General features: G+C 55.8%; 20 protein-coding genes. 10 read left to right on the plus strand and 10 right to left on the minus strand.

All coding sequences use genetic code 11. From position 1 onward, the window contains the following. Positions 1 to 64 precede the first annotated feature (64 nt). A complete protein-coding gene (locus BLU07_RS16805; protein WP_092389204.1) occupies positions 65 to 1,402 on the minus strand; it encodes an aspartate aminotransferase family protein in 1,338 nt (445 codons plus the stop codon). 313 nt (positions 1,403 to 1,715) lie between these two features. Between BLU07_RS16805 and BLU07_RS16810 the strand changes: the two genes are divergently transcribed. Both BLU07_RS16810 and BLU07_RS16815 read left to right on the plus strand, forming a co-directional pair. Then, a complete protein-coding gene (locus BLU07_RS16810) occupies positions 1,716 to 3,359 on the plus strand; it encodes a methyl-accepting chemotaxis protein (protein WP_092389206.1) in 1,644 nt (547 codons plus the stop codon). A gap of 78 nt (positions 3,360 to 3,437) precedes the next feature. Continuing rightward, on the plus strand, positions 3,438 to 4,703 hold the full coding sequence (locus BLU07_RS16815; RefSeq protein WP_092389208.1) for a dicarboxylate/amino acid:cation symporter: 1,266 nt from the start codon (positions 3,438 to 3,440) through the stop codon (positions 4,701 to 4,703). 47 nt (positions 4,704 to 4,750) lie between these two features. Here the strand turns inward: BLU07_RS16815 and BLU07_RS16820 are convergent, their stop codons facing one another. Beyond that, on the minus strand, positions 4,751 to 5,218 hold the full coding sequence (locus tag BLU07_RS16820) for an ion channel (protein ID WP_157719241.1): 468 nt from the start codon (positions 5,216 to 5,218) through the stop codon (positions 4,751 to 4,753). Between the two features lie 557 nt (positions 5,219 to 5,775). Between BLU07_RS16820 and BLU07_RS16825 the strand changes: the two genes are divergently transcribed. After that, positions 5,776 to 6,192, plus strand: a complete 417-nt coding sequence (locus BLU07_RS16825; protein ID WP_092389212.1) for a lysozyme inhibitor LprI family protein — start codon at positions 5,776 to 5,778, stop codon at positions 6,190 to 6,192. A 213-nt stretch (positions 6,193 to 6,405) separates the two neighbouring features. On the opposite strand, the gene BLU07_RS16830 is transcribed toward BLU07_RS16825, so the two are convergent. From BLU07_RS16830 to BLU07_RS16850, 5 genes are all read right to left on the minus strand, one after another. Then, positions 6,406 to 6,936 carry an IPTL-CTERM sorting domain-containing protein gene (locus tag BLU07_RS16830; protein WP_092389972.1) on the minus strand — a complete coding sequence of 177 codons (531 nt, stop codon included), beginning with the start codon at positions 6,934 to 6,936 and terminating at the stop codon, positions 6,406 to 6,408. Positions 6,937 to 7,082: 146 nt separating this feature from the next. After that, on the minus strand, positions 7,083 to 8,468 hold the full coding sequence (locus BLU07_RS16835; protein ID WP_092389214.1) for a GGDEF domain-containing protein: 1,386 nt from the start codon (positions 8,466 to 8,468) through the stop codon (positions 7,083 to 7,085). Between the two features lie 170 nt (positions 8,469 to 8,638). Continuing rightward, a complete protein-coding gene (locus BLU07_RS16840; RefSeq protein ID WP_092389216.1) occupies positions 8,639 to 10,276 on the minus strand; it encodes a methyl-accepting chemotaxis protein in 1,638 nt (545 codons plus the stop codon). Positions 10,277 to 10,552: 276 nt separating this feature from the next. Further along, positions 10,553 to 11,308: an IPTL-CTERM sorting domain-containing protein gene (locus tag BLU07_RS16845; protein ID WP_092389218.1), complete on the minus strand. Its 756-nt coding sequence runs from the start codon at positions 11,306 to 11,308 to the stop codon at positions 10,553 to 10,555. A 69-nt stretch (positions 11,309 to 11,377) separates the two neighbouring features. Then, positions 11,378 to 12,565 carry a Kelch repeat-containing protein gene (locus BLU07_RS16850; protein WP_092389220.1) on the minus strand — a complete coding sequence of 396 codons (1,188 nt, stop codon included), beginning with the start codon at positions 12,563 to 12,565 and terminating at the stop codon, positions 11,378 to 11,380. A gap of 375 nt (positions 12,566 to 12,940) precedes the next feature. Between BLU07_RS16850 and BLU07_RS16855 the strand changes: the two genes are divergently transcribed. Further along, entirely contained in the window at positions 12,941 to 13,861 is a 921-nt protein-coding gene (locus tag BLU07_RS16855) for a VOC family protein (RefSeq protein ID WP_092389222.1), read from the plus strand. Here BLU07_RS16855 and BLU07_RS16860 read toward each other — a convergent pair. After that, a complete protein-coding gene (locus BLU07_RS16860) occupies positions 13,858 to 15,003 on the minus strand; it encodes a sensor histidine kinase (protein ID WP_092389224.1) in 1,146 nt (381 codons plus the stop codon). The genes BLU07_RS16855 and BLU07_RS16860 overlap by 4 nt on opposite strands. A 281-nt stretch (positions 15,004 to 15,284) precedes the next feature. On the opposite strand from BLU07_RS16860, the gene BLU07_RS16865 reads away from it, so the two are divergent. The 3 genes from BLU07_RS16865 (at position 15,285) to BLU07_RS16875 (ending at position 19,566) form a co-directional block, all read left to right on the plus strand. Beyond that, positions 15,285 to 15,521 (plus strand): hypothetical protein, encoded by a 237-nt coding sequence (locus BLU07_RS16865; protein WP_092389226.1) that lies wholly within the window; start codon positions 15,285 to 15,287, stop codon positions 15,519 to 15,521. A 100-nt stretch (positions 15,522 to 15,621) separates the two neighbouring features. Beyond that, positions 15,622 to 16,161: a zf-TFIIB domain-containing protein gene (locus tag BLU07_RS16870; protein WP_092389228.1), complete on the plus strand. Its 540-nt coding sequence runs from the start codon at positions 15,622 to 15,624 to the stop codon at positions 16,159 to 16,161. A 198-nt stretch (positions 16,162 to 16,359) separates the two neighbouring features. Further along, positions 16,360 to 19,566, plus strand: a complete 3,207-nt coding sequence (locus BLU07_RS16875) for a toxin-antitoxin system YwqK family antitoxin (protein ID WP_092389230.1) — start codon at positions 16,360 to 16,362, stop codon at positions 19,564 to 19,566. Between the two features lie 148 nt (positions 19,567 to 19,714). Here the strand turns inward: BLU07_RS16875 and BLU07_RS16880 are convergent, their stop codons facing one another. After that, a complete protein-coding gene (locus BLU07_RS16880; protein WP_092389232.1) occupies positions 19,715 to 19,996 on the minus strand; it encodes a hypothetical protein in 282 nt (93 codons plus the stop codon). 172 nt (positions 19,997 to 20,168) lie between these two features. On the opposite strand from BLU07_RS16880, the gene BLU07_RS16885 reads away from it, so the two are divergent. From BLU07_RS16885 to BLU07_RS16900, 3 genes are all read left to right on the plus strand, one after another. Continuing rightward, positions 20,169 to 20,696 (plus strand): L,D-transpeptidase family protein, encoded by a 528-nt coding sequence (locus BLU07_RS16885; RefSeq protein WP_197675034.1) that lies wholly within the window; start codon positions 20,169 to 20,171, stop codon positions 20,694 to 20,696. Between the two features lie 170 nt (positions 20,697 to 20,866). Continuing rightward, on the plus strand, positions 20,867 to 21,787 hold the full coding sequence (locus BLU07_RS16890) for a restriction endonuclease (protein WP_092389234.1): 921 nt from the start codon (positions 20,867 to 20,869) through the stop codon (positions 21,785 to 21,787). A gap of 656 nt (positions 21,788 to 22,443) precedes the next feature. Continuing rightward, positions 22,444 to 22,893, plus strand: a complete 450-nt coding sequence (locus tag BLU07_RS16900) for an RDD family protein (protein WP_092389238.1) — start codon at positions 22,444 to 22,446, stop codon at positions 22,891 to 22,893. Between the two features lie 117 nt (positions 22,894 to 23,010). Here the strand turns inward: BLU07_RS16900 and BLU07_RS16905 are convergent, their stop codons facing one another. After that, positions 23,011 to 24,033: an NADP-dependent oxidoreductase gene (locus tag BLU07_RS16905; RefSeq protein WP_092389976.1), complete on the minus strand. Its 1,023-nt coding sequence runs from the start codon at positions 24,031 to 24,033 to the stop codon at positions 23,011 to 23,013. Positions 24,034 to 24,170 lie beyond the last annotated feature (137 nt).

Below are 24,170 nucleotides of genomic sequence, written 5' to 3' on the forward strand. Positions count from 1 at the left end.
GGCCCGTCACGACGCTCTGCCGAATCAAGTGTGCGATCTGTGCAACACAAGTTGGCAAGTTGAGTTAGTTGGCTTTGTTGATCACTCGCCCAAGGATCTCGATCAACTGATCAATATGTTCTTTTTCCGCAATCAGGGGCGGTGACATGGCGATGATGTCGCCGGTGCAGCGCACCATGGCGCCCTGCCAGAAGCATTCTTCGAATACATCATAGCCTCGGGTGCCGGGCGCGCCATCGCGGCTGGCGAGATGGACCGCACCGACCAGCCCGGTGTTGCGAATATCGATCACGTTGGGGTGGTCGCCGAGGCTGTGCAGGGCGTCTTCCCAGTACTGTTCAAGATCCTGCGCGCGGGTCAGCAGGCCGTCGCGCTGGTAGATGTCGAGGGTGGCGAGCGCGGCGGCAGCGGCAACCGGGTGGCCGGAATAGGTATAGCCGTGGAAAAATTCGATCAGGTTGTCCGGGCCGTGCATAAAGGCATCATGAATGGCATCGCTGACGAACACCGCACCCATGGGAATGGCGCCGTTGGTCAGACCCTTGGCGGTGGTGATGATGTCCGGGGTGACGCCCCAGCGCTGGGCGGCGAAAGGTTCGCCGACACGGCCGTAACCGGTAATGACTTCATCAAAGATCAGCAGAATGCCGTGGGCGCGGGTGATTTCGCGCAGACGTTGCAGGTAGCCCAGCGGCGGCAGGATGACGCCAGCAGAGCCGGATAACGGCTCGACGATCACAGCGGCGATATTCTCGGCACCGTGCAGCTGGATCATCCGCTCCAGGCTGTCGGCCAGTTCGGCCCCGTGTTGCGGCAGGCCACGGGTAAAGGCGTTGCGGCCAAGGTCGAGCGTATGCGGCAAATGGTCGACGCCGGGCAACTGGGCGCTGAAAGCCTTGCGATTATTGGCCATGCCGCCAACGGAAATGCCGCCAAAGCCGACACCATGGTAGCCGAGTTCGCGGCCAATCAGTCGTGTGCGGCTGCTGTCGCCACGGGCGCGGTGGTAGGCGAGGGCAATTTTCAGCGCGGTATCGACTGACTCGGAACCGGAATTGGTGAAGAACACCCGGTTCAGGCCCGCTGGGGCAATCTCGACCAGGCGCTCAGCCAGGGTAAAGGGCAGCGGGTGGCCCATCTGGAAGGTCGGGGCGAAGTCCATCTGCTGAATTTGCGTGCTGACGGCTTCGGCTATCTCCCGCCGGCCGTGCCCGGCATTGCAGCACCAGAGACCTGCGGTGCCATCCAGCACCTGACGGCCATCCACATCGACGTAATACATGCCTTCGGCGCTGGCCAGCAGGCGCGGGCGCTGTTTGTACTGGCGGTTGGCGGTAAAGGGCATCCAGAACGCATCCATGGATTCGGGGCGCTGGGCAGGGTAAATACGGTCAGATGACATGGTGCAGGCCTGCGGGCTGGGTGTGTGATATTTCGAGTGTATGTCAAAAATAACAAACAGAAAAGTGGCTGATGGGGGTGCACACACGCTTGTCGGGTTTGAAGAAAATAAAGTTGTCGTCCCGCTCGCCGATTATCATAAAGGTGACCAGGTTTCATCTGGCCAGTGCGGTTGAGCCGGCGAGATGGATTATTCGCTGCTGTCTTGATCCACGGCATGGAAATACCCTTGATGGCATTTTAATGTGCTACACCTGTTGATCCCGATCTGACCTGACAGGCTGCGTGAGTAGCCTTGGCCAAAGAGACGCTGTATGAAAAAGAATTTCTCGATCCGTTTTCTGTTGTTGGCAACCCTGGCCAGCGCCTTCACCCTGGTGTTGGCTTTCACCCTCCTGTATGCCAATTACACCCAGCGCGAGCACATGGAAGAGTATTCGAGCAAATACGTACACGGATTGCAGAAGTCATTTTTTGATGCCATCAACACCATGATGGTGACCGGCACCATCGGTCAGAAGGAAATGCTGCGTGAGCGGATGATGGCACCGGAATCGGTACTGGATGTGCGCGTGGTCCGCAGCGATGTGTTGAACGCACTCTACGGACCCGGTGCGGATTATCAGCAACAGCGATCAGAACAGGAAATGGAGGCCTTGCAGGGTGAGCGGCTGGAATTCTATTCCGAGAATGACCAGGGGCGGGTGTACACCCTGATCGAACCCATCGTAGCCATGGCAGACTATCAGGGGGTGAATTGCCTGATGTGCCACCAGGCTCAGGAAGGGGACATTCTCGGTGCCGTCCGGGTGGATTACTCCCTGGCTGAAAGCGATGCACGTCTGCAAGGCCAGTTGTTGACCAGTGGTGGCGTGCAGATCCTGATTTTTATCCTGGCCTTTGTGGCTACCGCCCTGGTGCTTGCCCGCCTGGTCATCTCGCGCCTGCGTCTGTTGCATGACCGCATGGAGTCGATTGCCGACAATTCCGATCTGACCATCCGCCTGGATGACTCGCGAGATGACGAGATCGGCTATGTGGCGCGAGCATTCAATCGCATGGTTGGTCAGATCAACGTCAGCATGCACGCAGTAATGGACAACGCCGGCAAGGTGCAGCTAGCCGCCCAGCAAATCGCCAGCAAGGCCCAGACCACGGTCCGCGAAGTGGTTGCGCAGAAAGACAATACCGATCAGGTTGCCAGCGCCACCACCGAGCTGGCTGCCTCAGCGGTCGAGGTGCGGGAAAACGCCATCAACACCAGCCGCAAATCGCAGGATACGGCGGATGCGGCCAGTAGTGGCGAACGCCAGGCGCACACCGCCGTTGCCGGTATCGAGCAACTCAACGGCGAGGTGCAGGAAGGCGCGCGGCGTATTGCCGAACTGGGCCAGCGCACCAACTCGATGAACGTGATGCTGACGGAGATTGCCAATATTGCCGACCAGACCAACCTGCTGGCACTGAATGCGGCCATCGAGGCGGCTCGGGCGGGTGAATCAGGGCGCGGTTTCTCTGTCGTGGCCGATGAGGTTCGCGCCCTGGCATCGCGGACTCAGGACTCTACCGAAGAAATTCGCCGCACCATCGAAAGCCTCAAGCGTGAAGTGGCCGAGTGCGTTGATACCATGGAACAGGCATCCTCCCGGGCCGGGCAGCAAGTCGAATCGATCCTGCAGGTTGAAAGTGAACTGCAGACCATCGCCACCGCCATTCGTGAAATTACCGAACTGAACCAGCAGATGGAAAATGCTGCTGACGAGCAAAGCAAGGTATCGGAAGCGGTCAGTGGCAACCTGGAAGAGATCAGTCAGTCGGCCGAGCAAACCGCGCAGGATGCCCGCGAAACCGAGCGTATTTCGGCCGACCTGCTGGCGATGGCGGAAGCCCTGCGAGAGACCATCAATCAATTTCGCCTGGATCAGGCAGGCAAAAGCGGTCAGCAGAAGGATAAGTGATCAGAGCGGCAGTCTGTATGCAGTGGCCTGAGCCTGATAGAGTTCAGGCAACGCAACTGATCTGCGGAGATCACCGTCATGCCCAGCCTGAATAAACAGATACTGATTGCAGCCTGCCTGGGCGTGCTGATTGGCTGGCTGGTCGGGGGCCTGCCGGTTGAGGCGGGGCTGCGCGAGGGCGTGCTCTACGCCAGTAGTCTGGTTGGTAGCGTGTTTGTCGGCATGCTGCGCATGATCCTGATCCCGCTGGTGTTTACCTCCATTGTGGTGGGCGTCGCCAACCTGCAGGCCCACCATCAGGTCAATCGGGTCTGGATGGCAACGCTGACCTATTTTGTCATCACCTTGTCGCTGGCCATGGGTGTGGCCCTGCTGGCGGCGAATATCTTCAAGCCTGGCGCCGGGCTGTCGGTCAGTCTGTTTGCCGATGCCATGGAGCAATTCGAGGCGCGGCAACTGAGCGTGCCGGAGTTTTTCCTGCATTTCTTTGCCAACCTGTTCCAGAACCCTTTTGCCGCGCTGGCCGATGGCAGCATTCTGGCGGTGGTGGTCTTTGCCCTGTTTATGGGCATCGCACTGGTCGCCGGGGGTGAGCGCTACCGCTCCATCCTTACCGTGTTTCAGGAGTTCCTCGAGCTGCTGTTGCAGATGGTTGGCTGGATCATGCGCCTGGCCCCGTTCGGTATTCTGGCGCTGTTGATCGGGCTGGTGGCCGAGCAGGATGCTGCCCTGCTGATAACCATGCTGGGCTTTGTTGTATTGGTGTTTGCGACCACGCTGCTGCATGGTGTGGTGGTGTTGCCGGGTATTCTTTATACCGTTACCGGCAAGTCGCCGCTGTGGTTCTGGCGCGGTTCCCGTGAAGCCTTGATTACCGCTTTCGCCACCAGCTCCAGTGCCGCCACACTGCCCATCTCCCTGCGTTGTGCCGAACACAATCTCAAGGTCAGACGCAGTGTCGCCGGGTTCGTGTTGCCGTTGGGGGCGACCATGAACATGGACGGCACCGCACTGTACGAAGCCGCTGCCGCGCTCTTTGTCGCCAACCTGGTCGGCATCGAACTGACCTTCGCCCAGCAAATGGTGGTGTTCTTCACCGCGATGATCGCCTCCACCGGCGCTCCGGGAATTCCCAGCTCCGGCATGGTCACCATGGTGATGGTCTTGCAGGCTGTTGGCCTGCCCGCCGAAGCCATTGCCATCCTGCTGCCGATCGACCGCCTGCTGGATACCGTGCGCACGGCAGTGAACGTCGAAGGTGATATTGTCGGTAGTCTGGTGGTGGACAAGATTGCGGGGAATGCGGAACCCGGGCTTGAAACCGGCCCTGAACACAAGGGGTAACGCCGGGCTAGCGCAACGCCCGCAAAGGCACAAGCCATGGCGCCAACTCAGTAATCCGCATTGCGTCCGAAAGTACGTTGCATGATCAGGTAGCCGAACGAGGCCGACCAGGTGATGATCATGAAACCGAGCAGAGCTTCGGTGCCGGCGAGAAAGCGTATATTGCCGGTAGCGTACATTTCACCCCAACCAACGGTAGTGTAGGTGGCAGCCGAAAAATAGACACAATCGAGCAGGTTGATATCACTGTAGCCAACAATAGCGCCATGCTGGCCTTCCTGCAGCAGCAGCCAGAAAGCCAGCCCGAACAGCCAGATTTCAAAAACATGTGCCAGCAACAGGGTAAACATGACCGCCAGAATGGTTGGGCGGTTTTTAAACGCAATATGCGGTTGGCGCTCCTTTCGGGTACACCAGCGATCCAGCAGCTGGATCACTTCGTAGTGAAAAACCACAGTAACGGCGACAACGACAAGGGTGGTCAGGGTAACGACCAGTTCCGGAGGATATTGCACTGCAGCTGGCTCCCGTCCTGAAATAGTTGTTCTGCTCTGCCCACGGAAAGGTGTCGCGGCTGTGAACATCGGTCTGGTAAAAATTATGTCATGCCACGCCGGTTCTTGCCCCAAAAATAGTGGCATCAAGATGGCAAGCGGGCTGTTTTGGCCACGGCGCAGACGGATGTCGATGCTGTTGTTGAATACGCCGGACTGTATTGGCTGGTTATCGCTATTGTCAGGCGCAATACACAGCTCGAAAGAGGTGCATCAATCACGCGCAATCAGATACCGCGCGGCTCTGGTCTTTCAACGCGTTGGCAGCATAACAAAATCTGAAGAACCCGGAAAAACCGTGAACTGCGTCCCATTGCTGACAATGCACTGACATCCCTGCTGTGACTTGTTGCTATGATTCCGGCGCGCATGCGCAGCAAGTAACATTGTTCGACAATATATACCCTGACTACGAAATCAGAGCCAAGCGGAACCATGCTAAATGGACCGCTGCTGAGCAATCCAGGGTTGAGTGGAACAGGTTAGATCAAGCCATCTAATAATACAGGGGCGAGCAAATGAAGCTTTTATACATGGCCATGCTTGTTTTCGCTGCTGGCGCTTGCATGGCTCACTCGCCTGATATTACCTCTCTGCCTGAAGAGCCCGATTGCGCAGATATAAGTGCGAGCGCTGAACTGGATGACTGTATGCATGAGGCGATAGAGACATCGCGAACCCTTCTTTCAGATGAGCTGGTGAGCTTTGAAAAACGTGCCAGGCACGTTTATGCCGCTGATCAAATGCTAGGGCAAGAATTCATTGATATGGTCCTTGAAGCACAAAATGCCTGGGTCGAGTTTCGTGATAAAAGTTGCAAGGTAGACGCTTTCGAGGTCGAGAAAGGTGCGCCGTCGTATGTGACTACGGTAAACGGCTGCATCATTCGAATGAACATGGAAAGAGTTGAAGTGCTTGAAAGTTTATTGCGTTGACAGAGTGATCTGAGTTCCAAAAGTGCTTGTAATATTGCTTATCCAATATAATGAAATTTGACGGCCCCGACAGCTTTCCAAATAGGGTTCACCTGCCGGCAGAGCCGTGTTGTACCGATATAATCACCGATTCTGATACTCGCAGCAGGCTGCCTGAACCCCGGGCAGCCTGTATCAACGTAAATTCAAATCTTCCGCTGGTTACTGCGCCGTTTAATGCCTGCGGCGAAGGTACATACCCAGCAACCCCATCATGCCTGCAAGCATACCGATGCCCCAGATGCTCATGGTCGGTACGGGGCTTACTTCGCCCGAGGCGGTAGTAAAGTTGTAGGTTGTGGGTGACGTTACCGGCGTTACCAGGTCCCCTGTGGCCTGGTCAATAATATCCGAACCTGACGGGATCAGTATGTAATATCCGGTACCCAGTATGAAATCCGCGCCGGGATTGAGTGTGATCGTATTATTTGAAATCGTCCCTGAACCTGAGTTACTTCCCCCAAAAGTAAATGGGCCATTTGCATTGAAGCTTTCAATCAGATTGTCTGAGTCATCATATAACTCAATGAGTGCAGAAGAAGAGTCGTTAACTACATCGATATCAAAGACGAGTACGATATCCGCATCGACAGCAACGCCTGTCGCATTGTCGCTTGGCACCGAGTTGACCGGGTCGAGATTGGGGTTGGCTGCATAGACAGTTACAGAAAAGAAGCAGGCAAATAGAAACAGGGCACATTTCATTGATGTATTCCTTCAATCGTTAATTTTTCGACAGTGGAGTTTAGACGTGTCATCAGAAGAAAAGGAAGCTTTAAAATGAATATACACAAGAAAATCACTGTCTGGCGTGGGACCTCTACCCGCATCAGCCCGCAGGCGTGACCAGATCATTCCCCTGTAGCGGCCTGGCCAAAAGCATTTGTGGCCAGAAAAAAGCCTCGACCACCACTGCGCTTGGCCACATACATGGCTTCATCCGCGTGCTGGACCAGTTGTATGTCGTCCTGTCCGTGGTCCGGGAAGAGAGCAATGCCCAGGCTGGGCGCGGTGTTCAGGGTTTCGCCGGCGAGCAGATAAGGGGCGCTCAGGGCGACAAGTATCTTTTCCGCGACCATGATGGCAGCGTCCTGCTTGCTGATGCCATCGAGCAGAATGGCGAACTCGTCACCGCCCAGGCGGCCAATGGTGTCCGATTCGCGCACACACTGGCGCAGGCGCAGCCCGACTTCACACAGCAATTGGTCGCCGATGGCATGTCCAAAGGTGTCATTGATCTGCTTGAAGTTATCCAGATCAAGATAAATCACTGCCAGTTGCAAGGCATCCTGCTGTGCCCGGCGCAGCGCCGTCTGCAGGCGGTTCAGGTACATGGCCCGGTTGGGTAGCTCGGTCAGTTGATCGTATTGCGCAAGGAACTCCAGACGCGAGTGAGCACGCTGCCGTCCTATGGCAGCAGCAACCTGGTTGGAGACAAACTGCAGCAGCTCCTTGTCCCGCTCGCTGTAGCGTACCGTCTCGGAATAGCTTTGCAGCACCAGCGCGCCAATGGTGACGTTGTCGGATACCAGTGGCACTCCCAGCCAGTCGAGGGCATGTTTGCCCATAACGGGCCCAATTCTGTCCAGCACCGCTCCGGCCGTTTCAGGTGTCAGCAACAGGGCTTCGCCCGACCGAATAACCTCGGCAGTCAAAGCAGCAGAGGCCAGCGGCATGGGGCCTGGCGCAGTATCATACTGATCGATGAAATAGGGAAAGCTGAGTTGATCGTTGGTTGCGTCGTACAGGGCAACCAGGAAATTGTCTGCCGGCAGCAACCGACCGATCACCCCGCGCACCAACTGGTACAGGGCCGGCAAATCATGCGCTGAGTGCGCCGCCTCGGAAATGGCATACAAGGCAGCCTGCACCGCCTCGGCTTGTTTGCGTTCGGTAATATCCCGGGCTACGCCAACACGCACCTGCTCGGCTTCCAGCCACTGGGTCGACCACATGATATGCACGACGCTGCCGTCTTTGCGAATGTAGCGGTTCTCATGATCAGTATTCGGCCTGCCCGCATTGATACCCGCAATAATGGCCTGGGTCGCGGCACGATCGTCCGGGTGCATCAGCTCAAAGGTTGTACGCCCGAGCATTTCCTCAGGCCTGTAACCGAAAACCCGCTCACTGGCTGCGCTGACGTAGAGAAAGCGAGCGTCTTTGTCCACAACACAGACAACATCGAGCAGCCGGTCGATCAGTTTGTCATGGGGCAGGTAGGCATTTGATGTCATAGTGGTGACTATATGCGGTGATTGATGCGTTAGCCAGCACCTTGGCGTGACGTACAGTAATGGCTGTCAGAGCAAAAGACATTGAAAGCCGGTAAGGCGTGGATGCAATCAAGCGACAGGGAGCCTCTGACAAACGCAGGTAGTTTTCAGAGGCTCCTGAACCCAGGCTGTCAGGTCTTGAAGCGGCCGACCTGGTCTTGCAGTGCGGATGCCAAACGAGCCATCGAGTCGCTGGCTTGACGGCTTTCTTCAGAGCTTTGTGCGGCCTGATTGGACAGATCACGAACGCCACTGATATTGCGCGAGATTTCTTCGGTCGTTTTGCTTTGCTCTTCGCAAGCGGCTGCGATTTGTGCTGCCATATCGTTGATGCGCACAACCGATTGCGCGGTTTCATTCAGTGAATGCTCGGCACCTGAAGCCTGCTCGACGCTTTGCGCTGCCAGTGCCGCGCCGCGTTGCATGACGCTGACGGCCTGGGCACTGCCGGATTGCAGGCTCTGGATCATCTGCTGGATATCCCGCGTGGAGTCCTGGGTTCGGGCGGCCAGCGCACGCACTTCATCTGCCACTACCGCAAAGCCGCGGCCCTGCTCACCGGCGCGCGCAGCTTCAATGGCAGCATTCAATGCCAGCAGATTGGTCTGTTCCGCAATCGCTTGAATGACGCTGAGAACGCCGCCAATATTATCGCTATCGGATTCCAGATTGTTGATGACGCCTGCCGCCTCTTCTACGTCGGCGGCCAGGCGCCGCAGGGCATCCATCGTTTGTCCCACCACTTCGGCAGCTGCATGGCCCTGCCGGTCGGCGGCGCTGGCGGCTTCGGCGGTACTGGTGGCATTATCGGCCACTTCATGAATGGCGGCGCTCATTTCGATAGCCGCTGTGCTGACCTGGTCAATAGTAAGGTATTGCTCGTTGACCAGCCGATCCTGGTTGGCGGCAATGGTGCTCATCTGCTCGGATGCCGAGGCAACCTGCAGGGTGGAGTCAGTGACTTGCTGAATCAGGGTCTGAAGCTGTTCGAGGAACTGGTTCAATGCCATGCCGACCTGACCGAGTTCATCACTGGATGTGACATGAATCCGTTTGGTCAGGTCTCCCTCGCCATCGGCCATGTCGCGGATACGGCGGAGAATGTCCTGCAGCGGTCTGGTGATTAGCCCCGGAAAAAAGGCAATGATCAGCGCACATAGCAGCAGCCCTACAGCAACCACCGTTAGCACGATTGCATCGCTCTTGTTGGCGACGACTTCAGCCAACGCTGTCTCGCTGGCGGCCTCTTCATCCACCAGTTGGGTCATTTGGTCAATCAGATCGCGCGCCTGGATAAACTGCTGGTAGCCACGTCCGTAACTCAGCGTTCTGGCCTCATCGCCATTATTGCTGCCGGCCAGTCTGACAATCTGGTCAGTGGTCTGTTTCCAGGTGTCGAAAGCGGCCTGGAAGTCGCTGCCCAGTTGTTGTCCTTTAGCGGATTGGGTTGAGTCGGCATAGACGGTGACCCGATCAATGGCCTGCTGCAAATTTTCGCTGTGTTCCGTGAGCAGTTGAGCCCGGTCGCGCGCACCGCTCTCAACCAGCAGCTCCCTTTCTGCCGTGAGGGCTTGATACATGTCCCGGTCGGCTTCCAGCAAGGTTGCGCTTTGCGGCAGCAGCTCATCGGTCATTCGCGAGAGCCTGAAATCAAGGCTGTTGACTGCCCAGAAGGCAGTGACTGCCAGGCCAATAAACAGCGTCGCTACCAGTAGCAGCGGCAAGGTCAACTTCCAGCGAAATCCCATATTTCTGAACAGGCTGAACATTTGGTAACTCCCTTCCCTACAGGGTCTGATGGTCTGTCAGGAGGAGGTGCTATCTCCATGCCAGGCCAGAAAAGTGACTAATGAGTCCTTATCGGCACTGTCAGTCAAAACATGAGAGCTCAAATACAGGAATATCTTGCCGGTTTCAGCGGTAGCAAGCCCGTTGGCTCTGCTTGTAGCCAGTACGCCTCCTCCGTAAAGCTGATGTTACAGAGGAGGACGCGACGAGCTGGCTGTCAACAAGAGCGCAGGGTGACGCTCAGGGGGCTGCCAGGTTCAAACGCTTGCAGATGAGCGCCGGTTGGCAAAGAAACCACCAATGCACAGCATGATCATGCTCATGGCCAGCAGCGACCAGGCCGACAACGTAGGTATGCTTGCGATGTTTTCACCGGCGTCGGCTCGGGTATCAGTCCAGGCATCAGACGCGGCCGCCGGGGTTGTGGCGAACGGGCCCAGCGCAATGCCTGAGCAGTCGGTGTTACCCGTACTGAAATCAAACCCTGCCTGGTCAATGTCAGGAATGGATAAGCCGCCAGAGTAGGTCTCGATGGAGTGTTGGTTTTCTGTAGGGCCAGTATCGGATTGGCGAATAAGCAACGCCCAGTCAATAATTGTACCAGTAGCATCTGTGGCGATGTCGAACCGGCACAATGTGCTGTCCGCCAGGGTTCTTACGGCCACACTGTCGTCGAAGCTGAGTGACGTTACCAAAGCAGTCGCATCACCAGAAAAATTCGGTGGAATCGGCGCAGCGGTTGAAAATGTGCCTGTCAGGTTGTCCGCTGTGGTGTACGGGGGATCTGCGTTAGTGTAAGTATCGCCAACATAGCTGTAGCTGACGGCTTGAGCCAAGGCTTTTCCGGAAAACGTGGCCAGCAAAACAACAATAACGCAGAAGAGGCGGGAAAGGGCTAAGGATGAATGACACCGATCCATGGGTTGATTCCTTTTCAGATTGATCAATCTGATAAAACTTAACAGCAGTGGTACATAAAATCCACTCGGCTGCAGTGTGTCAAAACGGTGCATATCCTTGCATTTGTTCCGTTTCCCGGGGGACAGTCACCGGCGGGGGCCGGCACTGATTGGTCATGTCGTTTAGCTGCGATGCCTGTTCGGCAGCCGGAAGCCCGCCATCGCGAACAGACCAAGCACCAGCATCAACAGGGTCCAGGTACTCAAGGTCGGGATAGGGCTTAGCCGAACGTGCCTGCCGGCAACGGTTTCGGCTGAATCGAGAAAGGCGCCAGCCCAGCCTGCGGCCGCGAACATCTGGCCAGTGACAGGATCCATAGCGTGGGCAAAGGTACGTCGGCCAGCATTCAAGGGTTCAGTAAATTCCCAGCTGCCGGCGGTTCCCTGGTTCAGGTTGTATCTTTCCACGCTGTTCAGATAACTGCTCCAGCCACCACCGCCGACATAGAGACGATTGTCTCGGATCCAGGCCGCCGCTCCAGCACGGGCATTTTGCAGTGCAGGGTAGGCAATCCAGCTATCTGTTGCCGGGTTGTAAGCAGCAACGGTATCAAGATCGGGGGTCGTATTGCGAAAGCCGGTTACGAAAATCAGGCCATTGTTCGCGGCAACTGCCGAGCCATAAGCATGGGTGAAAGGTGAGCTGCTGAGCGCGGACCAGCGATTCCCTGCACTTTGCTGTGGGTCGAAGACCCATGTGCTGTCAGTAATATTGTTCGTCCCACCAGGGGTGCCTCCAAAGAGATAGAGTCTGCCATCATGCTCGGTACAAGCCGAGTTAAATGCAGGTGCCGGCACCGGATCGGCAACAGCTGTTGTCCAGGTACCCGTGGCCGGATCCAATATCTGCAGGTCGGTGAAAGCTGATCCACCATCATAGCCGCCGGGCACATAGATCAGCCCGTCGACTGTTGCCGCGCAGAGATTCCAGCCCGGCGTTGGCATAGGGTCGGCACTGGTGTCGTCCCACGCATCGGTTTGGGGATCGTAAATCTGCACGATGCCGCTGGCAGCGCCACCGGACTGCTCGCCGCCAATGACATAGAACCGGCCATTTGCAAAAGCCCCGGCCGGGCGACTGACTGGAGTGGGTGCAGGGCTTATGACGGTCCAGGGGGTAAGACCGGGGCTAACGATTTTGTTGAACGACGTATTTTCCGGGGTGGTCTGCGGGGAACCGCTATCGCTGTCCGACGGGGCGGCAGAAATACTGCCCACAGTCGCCAGGCAGACGATGGCAAGCATCAAATTGAAGCGCAAGCGCGCAAAAAAAGAAATGAATTGCCAAAACTGCGAATGGCGGTAGTTCATGGCTAGCGGCTTCCCTGTCAGTTATTCGTACCAGAGTACTGGACGCTCTATTGGTCAAGCATACTATGTTGCAAAGACGGGCCAGTACAAGGCAAACAGGAACTCTCTAGTTCTGCGCAAAGCCTCAATTCTTGACGCCGGGAAACAGGCAGAAGTGATTGCGTGAGTTATCAGTCATTTGCGGCAGACACCGGGACCATCTTGCAGACAGTTGTCTGTTGCAACACAAGGCTTTTATCGAAAGCTCTGACCGGGCTAGAGAAAAACGCTTGCCGCAGTTATGCCCTGTTTGCTTGTCGATTTTCATTGGCATGCTACGACTACACTGTATGGCATTTCTGCCAGGATTGATGTCGCCCATACAGGAGGTTGCCAATGACTGCTGCACCACAAAAAATTGTCCCCCATCTCTGGTTTGATAAAGAGGCCAGGGAAGCGGCTGAATTCTATTGCTCTGTATTCCCGGATTCCTCCGTTACCAGCTCGACAACCTTGCACGACACCCCGGGCGGCGACTGTGATCTGGTGTCTTTTGAGTTGTCCGGGTATGTGTTTATGGCGATCAGCGCCGGCCCGCTATTTACCTTCAACCCGTCGGTTTCGTTCATAGTGAATTTTGACCCGGCGCGGGATAAAGACGCGCGCAGCAACCTTGATCTGGCCTGGGACAAGCTGGCCGAAGGCGGCAAGGTATTGATGCCTCTGGATAGCTATCCATTCAGTGAGCGCTATGGCTGGATTCAGGACCGGTTTGGCCTGTCATGGCAGCTTGGCCTGACAGGCCAAGCTGCCCCGCAAAGACCTTTTATCGTGCCCTCACTCCTGTTTGTTGGCGATCTGTGCGGCAAGGCGGAAGAGGCGGCACGTTTTTACCGGTCAGTTTTCAATAACACCCGGATTGGTGAAGTGGCGCGTTATCCAGCAGGGATGGAGCCGGACCGGGAAGGTACGCTGATGTACAGCGACTTCACTCTCGAAGGGCAGTGGTTTGCCGCGATGGATAGCGCACACCAGCATGACTTCGCCTTCAACGAAGCGGTGTCATTTTTGGTGAATTGCTCATCTCAGGATGAGATTGACGCCTACTGGCAACAACTCTCTGCCGTGCCGGAAGCTGAGCAATGCGGCTGGCTGAAAGACAGGTACGGGCTGTCCTGGCAGGCTTATCCGCAGGTGTTGACCCGTATGTTGCTGAGCCCGGACGCTGAGCGGGTGAAACGCGTGACGCAAGCCTTCCTGGGCATGCAGAAGTTTGATCTGGCAGCTCTGCACAAAGCCTTCGACCCGAACGACTAGATTCGGCTGGCCAGGTGCCTGGTCGCCAGCGCGCTCGCCTTGGGTAATTCGACCCGGAAAACGGTGCCAGTGTCAGCCGCGGACGTGACGCTGATATCGCCGTGATGAGCCTTCACCAGCTCGCGCACAATATAAAGGCCGAGCCCAAGGTTCTTGTTCGGGTTGCCCGCTTGATAGTGCTTGCGGTTGGCCAGCTCGAAAATCACTTTCTGGTTGGCAAGCGGAATCGGCTCGCCATCATTCTTCACGGTCAGTACCACAGCGTCAGGGGTGCCTTCACAGGTGACGCTGATCTCGCCCTGCTCGGCGCCATGCTGCAAGGCATTGCCGATCAGGTTCTGGCAGATCTGCCCGACGCGCAGGCCGTCCCAGTTGCCGGTACAATCCCCGTAGGCGTGATGCTGAAACCGGCAATCATCGTGTACGGAACGAAACTCGTCGACCAGGTTTCTGGTGATCTCCGCCGCATCCGTCTCACCGATGCTGATCCTCACGCCCTTGCCAATGCGGCTTTCGGTAAAGTCCATCAGGTTGTCCAGCATCATCTTCATGCGATACAGGCTACCGTTCACCACCGGCGCCATCTTGTTCGGCTTGTCGTCGGCATCTTCCAGCTTCTTCAGCTTGTCTGCCCCAAACTCAATGACTTGCAAGGGCGAACGCAGGTCATGGCCAAGCATGCCGACAAAAAGGTCAGAGTTCTCCAGTACGGACTCGGAATAGCGCGCCACCGACTCTGTCAGGGTGTGATCGAGGGCTTCGTTGAAGCGGACAATGTCATCGGCATTCTCGGCACTGAAGACCGTCGTATCGGAGAACCACAAGCGCAGTACGCTGGCACGCAGCGAGCGGTACTCGGCGACCAGCAAACTGATCGAAAAACCGGCGTCCAGACGCTCATCAGCATGTACTTCAGCGGCGGAGTCGGCGTCATCACGGCTGTCTGCCGGCTCTATGCTGTGATCCGGCAGGCTACGGCCCGCTTTCAATACGCCAGCAATATTCTCCAGCATGGCTCTGGCATGGTCGCGCAGCTCACGGGTTTTGAGATTGGCTTCGCTCGGCTGATTGGCGCGGGCAAAGTTCTCCCATTCCTTGAGAATGGTTTCCAGGTTGGCGGAAATGAATTCATGTAAACGCATGGCTTCGCTGCTCTGGTTGGGGCCCGGTTCCCTGGGAACGGCAGGTGGCCGTGTGATTGTCCGCTCTTCGGCCGCAGGTGTGGCTGGATGGGCTGGGGCGCTGACAGGGGATCAGCAGACTATACCGAGGGTGTTTGATCATTGCTATTCCAGATAGTTCATGCCGAATAGTCATCAAACCCCAGCGCACATTTTTGCCCAAAACAGTGGCATCAAAATGGCAAACGGGCTAAGTTGAATAAGGGCTCAATGCCCTATAAACCATACAACAAGGCCCACGGATGGCACGCAAACGCAGTTCCGGTCTGGAAGACCTGATTACCCTACTCGCTCGACTCCCCTGGCGGGTCAGCGCATTGATCGGTGTTGTCGGCTGGTTAGTCCTGCGCCAGATCGCTGCCAACCCCCCGACACCCGTCAACGCACTCAACACCGCCATCCAACCGGCACGCGCCATTGACGGTCTTAGTTGGCAGCAATATTCAACTGCATTCGAAGAGCGTCATCATGCTGTTTAAAAGCACAGTGAGGATATGCTCTCGCCGGAGCAGCAGGTGGAGTCCCTGGTTCGGGACGCAACCAAATAAGCTGAAAACCATTAATAACGGAGAATAAAAATTGAAATGCACGTCTTGTAAAGCAGGCAAACTAATCCCCAGTTTCCTGGAGCCTCAGTTTAGATGTCATACGTGTAATCACTGCGGCGGCAACTGGATACTGATCGAGGACTATATTGCCTGGAAGGAACGACACCCGGAATTTGAGTTTAATGCAGACAATATTGAGTCTATTGATTCAGAGGATACAAGCAAGGCGCTGTTGTGCCCTGTCACAGGCGGCATTATGAGCAAGTTCCGGATATCGAAAGATAGTCCGCATAGACTGGATTACAGCCCAAGAGTCGGCGGGGTGTGGCTCGATAAAGGCGAGTGGGAGCTTCTCGTCGCAGAGGGCTTGGCTGGAAGTTTGAACGCAATACTGACTGAGCAGTGGCAGCATAAAGTCAAGCTCGATAGCGCAAGAGACGCCATGGCGGCTCTGTATCGAAACAAGTTTGGTGACGTGGATTATGAGAAAGCGGTACAGATCCGGGATTGGCTTGATGCTCACGAACACAAGGATGAGCTGCGCAGGTTTATCATGTCACCTCAGAGTTGAGGCCTGTTTCACATAAAGCGGACCGCTCGGGTTAGACTAATTCTTTAACCACACAGCAGGTAGTCAGGCCCGCAGAGCAACAAGCCGTCATCCGCCTAACACGCACAGGGAGTGCGCTTGCATGGATAGCATCAAGATCCTTAAAGCCCTATTTTCTACAGTTGCTCATAGTAATAGTAGCAAACAGGAGGCTCGGGTATGTCTCGCATCCCGCAACGCCCACTGAATATACCGTCCGATGCACAATGGAACGCCAGCGATCAAATGTGGCAACTAGGGCAAAGCAGGCCTCGGGAAAACGATGATCCGGCCCTGGTGGGTGAGCGGCGCTATTGGTATGAAGATGGAAGCATGGCAGGTATCGAATATTTCGATGAGGAAGGCCAGCTTAACGGTACCTCAACCTGGTATCACCCCGACGGAACCTTGGCCAGCCAGGGTGAATTCCGAAATGGCTTGCGCTTTGGTCACTTCATCGAGATGCAAAGTGAGAATGAAACGCCCCATTACTACACTGAAGACGAACGCACCTGGCGGGTGGAATTCGATGCAACGAAGAATTGGTCGGAAGAGAACATAGTTTATTTTCTGAAAGATGGCACCGAGTGTACCTCGACCGGTCGCCCACTAACGATGGCCTTTGATCTCGATCCGATTTTCGATGGCGCGAGCCCGCACAACTTCATCGAAGGCGATGGGCTGCGCATATTACAGCTCCTCGCGGAAGAGAGCGAAAACCCCTCGAGCGAATTGCCGGAGACTTTGGGTCTGGATACGGTGTTCGGCTATAAGGATCAGCATGTCGCGCCATTCCTGCAGCTGATCAACACCGCTGGCGTCCATAAAACTTCACCTGAAGGCGTTAACAATACTGTGCTCGCTCCAATCCGCCTCCCCGGTTACGGCGCCTGGGGTACACAAGATGGCTCTACAAACCTCATGGAATGGTTCCTGCGAAATTGTGACGCCGGCATGCCGGGGATGGCTTTCAACGGTGCCTACTGGCTGGGGGGATCAGGCGACTGCAACGGTTGGTGCATCGGTCTCTTCGACCGCGACGCTGAACACGGTGGGTCCGGATCCAATGAGTGCAAGCCGCAGATCTACTTTTGGGATCACGACATCGACGGTTTTGAGCAACCGCAGTATGGCAGTCTGGATGATTTTTTATGGCACCTTTGCATCGAAGCCGCATGCTATCAGGAACGCCTTAGCGAAGAAGCGGCCAAACGCGCTCGCATGCAGCAGTTCGTAGAACCCCAGAAGAGCATGTCCGACACCTGCTTTTTCCAATTCCGCGCCTACTGGCTGACCGAGTTGATGAAATACACCGGCTCAACAGAGAGCCCGAAAAACCGGTTGCGCTATCTGAATACCTCTTTCAACAGCAACCTCAACAAGCCGATCAACGAAGAAGTGCATCAAGCCCGGCTCAGAACCGGTAAAGATCTGCCGCCGACCGCACTGTATACGCTATGGCGCTATTTCTGGTTCGGCCACGAAGCACGCCTGCGCGAGGCACTGGATGCGTATCGCGAAGCACCGGCAAAACTGACCCGTGATTGCGTGGCATTGATCGAAGAATTACTAGCAGAGCGCAACACACTGCCAGGAATACCCGATGTGCGCGCGCTACGCGCAGCTTTGCTGACTCTTGATCTGGACCCGGATCGCAAGTCCGAGCGCGAGGCTGAGCAAGCCGCGCTTGCTGAACAAAAGCTGGCGGCACTGACCGCCGAGATCCCCGCTCTGCAGCAGCAGGGGTTAGACGCACTGATCGAGCGCGCCTGGGATGTCGTAGACGACAAGCAGTCGCTACAGCTGCTTGCCAAAGAAGTCAGCAAGGATGCCCGCCTTGGGTCATTGTTTATCGGGCTGAATTGGATCAAGCGTCGCAAGCAAGCCGAGTACAATAATCCGCGTAGCCCGATCGATGACGCATACCATGCCGACCTGGGCTCCTGGCTCGAAAGCCAAGACCATCGCCCGGCTCAAGCCTGGATGTGGCCAACCGCTACACATTTGACCTTGGTGCTCAAGGATTGCGTACGCAGGCCGGGGGTTGCACATCCGCGTCTGATCGAGGCCGCGTTGCGGGAACTAGGTATCGCCTCGGAATACAACTTCTCACGCGAGCGGGCGGCTACGCTGCTTGGTTGCATCCAGGAGCAGCGCGCAATCCCTGCGCTGCTTGCACTGTTCGAGGAGTATCAGCTCAATACTGCTGATCTCAGCAATGATGAACTTCGCTCGGTCGCGAGTCGGTGGGAGGGTTGCCTCAGTGCTGCTGCGGAAGCCTTGTGCAAAATCCATCGTGCATATCCCAATCTGCCGGCCGCGGACACTGCCAAGCATATGCACGCCATTGCCAATGACCATTACACCGCTGCCAGCCTCTCCAGACATCACCGTATGGACAACGCCGCCATTGCTTGCCTGCGCACCCTCGGTAGCTTGGGAGACCCGCGAACCCTGATGGCCATGCCCTCGCTGTACGTGGCCAGAGGCGATGATGCCATTGGCCGGATGTTGGCGCTGCGCGAGCTGGCGCACAAGCATCCGGGAAGCCGCCGCGAGATAGCTGAAGGCCAGTCAGATGAGCGCTGCAGGGGTGTCATGCTTGCACATGCGCTGATGCTCAACGCGGCAATCAAGGGTTTTGACTTCAACAATGCGCTGGTTTTTATCGAAGACAACGGCTACCTGCGCTCTGATAGAAAAGAATGGCGGCTGTACTGGTTGTTGCTCTGTGAGGCGATTGCTGAAAGCACACTTCCAACTGACCTGATTGCAAATTTACTCTACTCGGGGGATCGAGATGTGCGTGAAGCGGCGCAAGCGGCGCTGCATGCACGTCAATCTGAAGTCCCAAGAATTCGCGCACTGTCGCCAATTGAAGCCGAAGACATCGTCATCACACAGGGAACCGAGGGTGCACTGCAACTCTTTTGTGATCCGCACACCATTGGCCTGCATTATGTGCTGGAAGCAATAAACCGGCAGCCGGCGCTCGTGGATATGGTAGATGATCGTGTCGTCGCTGCCCTGATCGACGCATTAGTGCGAGACCTGGATAGATTGCCCCAAGACGATAGTATCGACCTGGAGAAACAAACCAGCACCCTGCTGGAAGTACTAATGCCGCATAGCGGGCACTTGGCACTCATCGATCCGGTCGCACGCTATATTGCGCATCCGAGTGCAAACGTAGTGCTTGCTGTTCTGCCCCTTGCTCAACCACAGGCGCATGTAGCAGACGTGTTGAGCGCTTATGCAAGGCTGTATGAGTCATCCGCTTCAAAGCTGGCGCAATGGCTGTTGACACATGCCCAGTTTCCCGGGGTGCAAGCCACGATCGAAGCAGCGGGCCTGACTGTCAAAAAGCTTAGTAGCGTGGCACGTTGAAGAGGAGCTTATCACCTGCCACGAGTAAAGAGGTTCCAGGGTCAGACGTTAATCAAGACATGGCCCTGGAGGTTGTATTGTATGTTTACGAAAATAGTGCATGTCTAAAGCAAGCCTGTTGCACAGTATTTTATTGATGTCTGCCTCATTAGGCTGCCTTGCTGGTATGGCCGAAAGAGTGGCGCTTTAATTTGGTTTGCAATGCGCCGTTTCCTTTAGCAATTCCGATAATATCGAGCATCAAGAAATAAATGAAAAGGTCAGATTGACCGAAATAAAGCATAAGCGCGGTGGTCGAGCGCTTGTTGCGGAAACAGATACTTGTGACTTCAGAGTGATGGTGCATGGAGTGCAAACTATTAATGATCAGCGTTTTGTTAATGCCTTCCAGGTAGCCATCAAGCAAAAAGGCTGTCTTCTTTTTATGCATGCTTTAAGTGATAGCAGTCATTCCGGAGACGATTTACCAAGGCAATCCAGATTCTGCTTGGTGGGTTATCAGCCTGAGTCCTTCATGGAAAAGAAGAACTGATGTTTCAGTGCTGTTGGGGTCAGTGAGATCAGTCGTTCATTCAGTCTGATTATGTGTAAAGGCGGCGACATTGAGATATCGAGTAGTAGCAATCCTGTTGATTGTTCTGGCGCTTGGGGCAGGCGCCTACTTCGCAGATACCCGTCTGCCGGCGATGCTGGCTGCGGAGCTGCCAAAGGCAGAAGCGGTATTGGTCATCAAGGGGGAGCGGAAGTTATATCTCATGAGGGATGGCCAGCCCTACCGCGAATACAGGATTGCCCTCGGGGGTGATCCGGCTGGGCACAAGCGAGAAGAGGTTGATCAACGGACCCCGGAGGGCGACTACCTGCTCGACTGGAGAAACCCGAAAAGCGCGTTTCATCTATCTCTCCACGTCTCCTACCCCAACGAGAACGATCAGGCACAGGCCGAGGCGCGGGGCGTATCGCCTGGCGGCATGATTATGGTCCACGGTCAGAAAAACGGTCTTGGCTGGTTAGGTGGCCTGCTCCAGCGGTGGGATTGGACGGATGGTTGCATCGCGGTCACAAATGTCGAGATGGAGGAGATCTGGCGAGCTGTGCCGGATGGCACCCCAATCCGCATTGAGCCCTAAAGGCTTGACCACAGGCAGAAAATGGATTGCATGGGTTTCCGCCGCCAGCCATCACTTGAGTTGGATCAATGACCGGCACAACTTTGCCCGGAATAGTGGCAAGCAGGCGGCAAACGGGCTAAATTGGATCAAGGCACAGTGCCATATAAGCCATGCAATGGAGCCCACGGATGGCACGCAAACGCAGTTCCGGTCTGGAAGACCTGATTACCCTACTCGCACGACTCCCCTGGTGGGTCAGTGCATTGATCGGCGTTATCAGCTGGTTAGTCCTGCGCCAGATCGCCGCCAATCCTCCAGCACCTGCCAACGCACTCAATACCGCCGACATGTCCGGCCTCATGTTGCGCACCCTGGCGTATACCTTTGCCAACATCGGCCAGTACCTGCTTCCTGCGATATGCGCCATTGGCGCTATCGGTTCACTGGTGACACGCAGCAAACGGAAGAAACTGCTGCAACGCGTCAACACTGCCAGTCAACCAGCACGCACCATCGACGGCCTGAGTTGGCGGCAATTTGAACAGGTGATTGGCGAAGCCTTTCGTACCCAGGGCTACAGCGTCAGCGAAACCGGCAGCCAGGGCGCGGACGGCGGTATCGACCTGACCCTGCACAAGGATGGCGAAAAATACCTGGTGCAATGCAAGCACTGGCGCGCACAAAAAGTCGGCGTGCCAGTAGTACGCGACTTCCTCGGCGCCATGGCGGCAGAGGGCGCCGTCGGTGGTATGGTCATTACCTCCGGGCAATTTACCAGCGAAGCCAAAGCCTTTGCCGAAGGGCGCAATATTCAGTTGATTGACGGCAGCAAACTCAAAACCCTGCTGGCAAAACACAACCCCACAACTGAGCCCGAACAGCCAACATCTACAACCCCATTCTGCCCGCTATGCCAGAGCGCAATGGTCAAGCGCACAGCCAGGCGTGGACCGAATGCGGGGAATGCGTTTTGGGGGTGTTCGAAATATCCAGGGTGTAAGGGTGCGGTTAATGCAGCGTCGACCCCTGTAGGTGAGCCGGCGAATGACAGGCTTGAATCGCAAAGTGACAGTGGGCTTCAGAAAGCGCGAAATGGCGTTAATACATGAACAAAGGTTGCGCGTTGCAAGGGGGCAAAAGGCAAGACCCGCCCCTGATGCCGCTCTGATTAATGAATAAAATAACTGCCCACCTGGTGCTAGGCCTGTTTGATGTTGCTGCAGTTGCAGCGTGTGTTTATGTTTTCTCGAGTTGGACAAACATAGACGGCCAGCTCAGTCAAAATGTCGATAGTCTATCCGTGTCAAGCAACTTGAATCTGGCTGGGTTGATGGTCATCGTGCCCGTTACGCACAGTATGGCCTTATTCAACTGGAAGGAATCAATCCAGAAATGGGGTAATCGATGCTTGATTGGCCTGTTTCTTTTTTTGCTTGTGGGCGCCTTTATCATGGACTCATATCTGGAAAGCAAGATTCTTGCTGCAGGCTACGAGTACTGTGCAGGCCAAAGTGAAAAAATGACCTTTTCGGAGTACCGGACTTACGTTGGTGAAAATAGGGCTTGTTTAAAGTAAGGGGGTGCTCGGCCTTTTGTTGGTGTCAGTTTCATTTGGGACAGTTTGAACAAGTCTACAAAACGGAGGCTCTGGAGTCAGGGCTTTCGCTAACTCATGAGTAGCCAAAGCAAGAGGCAATACAGCTTCATGCTCCCCTGTATGCCGTGCTAGAGTTTTGTTTTGACATTGAACCCTAAGGAAAAGCACATGAAGGATGTGGAATACGCTGGTTTTTGGGTCAGGGTGGGTGCGGCTTTGATCGATACGGTACTGATGATGATCATTATTGCGCCTGCGTTGGCTCTGATATACGGCAAAGACTATTGGGCAGGTGACTCATTTTTCCTTGGCTTCTGGGATTTGATGTTTAATTACATTCTGCCCGCCGTGGCTGTCATTCTTTTCTGGGTCTACAAGGCAGCAACGCCAGGTAAAATGGCCCTGCGTCTGAAGATTGTTGATGCGAAAACCGGTGAACCGGTACCAACCGCGCGGTTGATCGGCCGTTACCTTGGTTATTATGTGTCTATCATCCCGCTACTTCTTGGCATTTTCTGGGTCGGGTTTGATAAGCGGAAACAGGGGTGGCATGACAAGCTGGCAGGTACCGTCGTTATTCGGGATACGAAAAAAGAGCCTGTGCAGTTTGATTCCTAGCCTTGAGCCAGTCCTGAGCTGCATGCGGCAATCAGCCTGATAACAGGCAACTCAAGCACAAAAAAATCCCGCAACCATCACTGGCTGCGGGATTTTTGTTTACCGGGCTAACATCCCTCAGTCAGCAATCTTCACCAACTGCTTGCCAAAGTTCTTGCCCTTCAACATACCCTTGAAAGCTTCCGGGGCGTTTTCCAGGCCTTCGGCGATGGTTTCGCTGTACTTGAGCTTACCACTGGCGACCTGTTCGGCGAGCAGGGCGGTGGTTTTCTGGTGCTGGTCCTGCCATTCGGTGACCAGGAAGAAACGGTGCTCGGGTTTCGGGTCGAGCTTGCCGAAGATGTGGAAGGGGGTTTCCACTTTGCTCTGGTCTTCGGCGTTGTAGGCGGAGACGTAACCGCAGATCGGTACGCGAGCGCCGGGGTTGATCAGTTTGGCGACTGCGCGGGCGACATCGCCACCGACGTTTTCAAAGTAGACATCGATGCCTTTCGGGCAGGCGGCGGCCAGGTCGGCATCGAGGTTGCCGGCCTTGTAGTCGATGCAGGCATCAAAGCCCAGTTCGTCGACGACGTATTTGCACTTCTCCGGGCCACCGGCGATGCCGACAACGTGGCAACCGAGTTGCTTGGCGGTCTGGCCTACGACGGTGCCGACCGGGCCGGAGGCGGCGGCGACAACCACGGTTTCGCCGGCTTTGGGTTTGCCGACGTGAACCAGGCCGTGATAACCGGTACGGCCCGGCATGCCGGCCACACCCAGGTAGGTTTGCAGCGGTGCGCCAACATCCTTGATCTTGTAGACCATCTCGGCCTTGCCGGGGATGATGCAGTATTCCTGCCAGCCGGAGTACACGGTGACCAGATCGCCGACCTGATAGTTGTCGGACTTGGATTCAACCACGCGACCGACGCTTTCGCCGACGATGACTTCACCGATGCCGATCGGGTCCATATAGCCTTTGCTGTCGTTCATGCGCGGGCGCATGTAGGGGTCGAGTGACAGCCAGAGGATTTGCAGCAGGACTTCGCCGTCCTTGATCTCGCGGACCGGCTCTTCAACCAGTTTCAGGTCGCCGTCCTGCAGCTCGCCCTGGGGGCGCTGGTTAAGGACGATCTTGCGGTTGGTATATTGGCTCATGCTTACCTCATTTCTGGTGTGGCGGCGGGGCCGCGCTGTGTCAATGAACATGGCCGCAGCCATGGAAACCTGTTGATGGTAAACCAGACGCTGCTGTGTGCAGCGCTTATTCACCAGTGTGATTGCATGCTAGCAGG

It is taken from the genome of Halopseudomonas salegens (genome assembly GCF_900105655.1).
GTDB lineage: Bacteria > Pseudomonadota > Gammaproteobacteria > Pseudomonadales > Pseudomonadaceae > Halopseudomonas > Halopseudomonas salegens.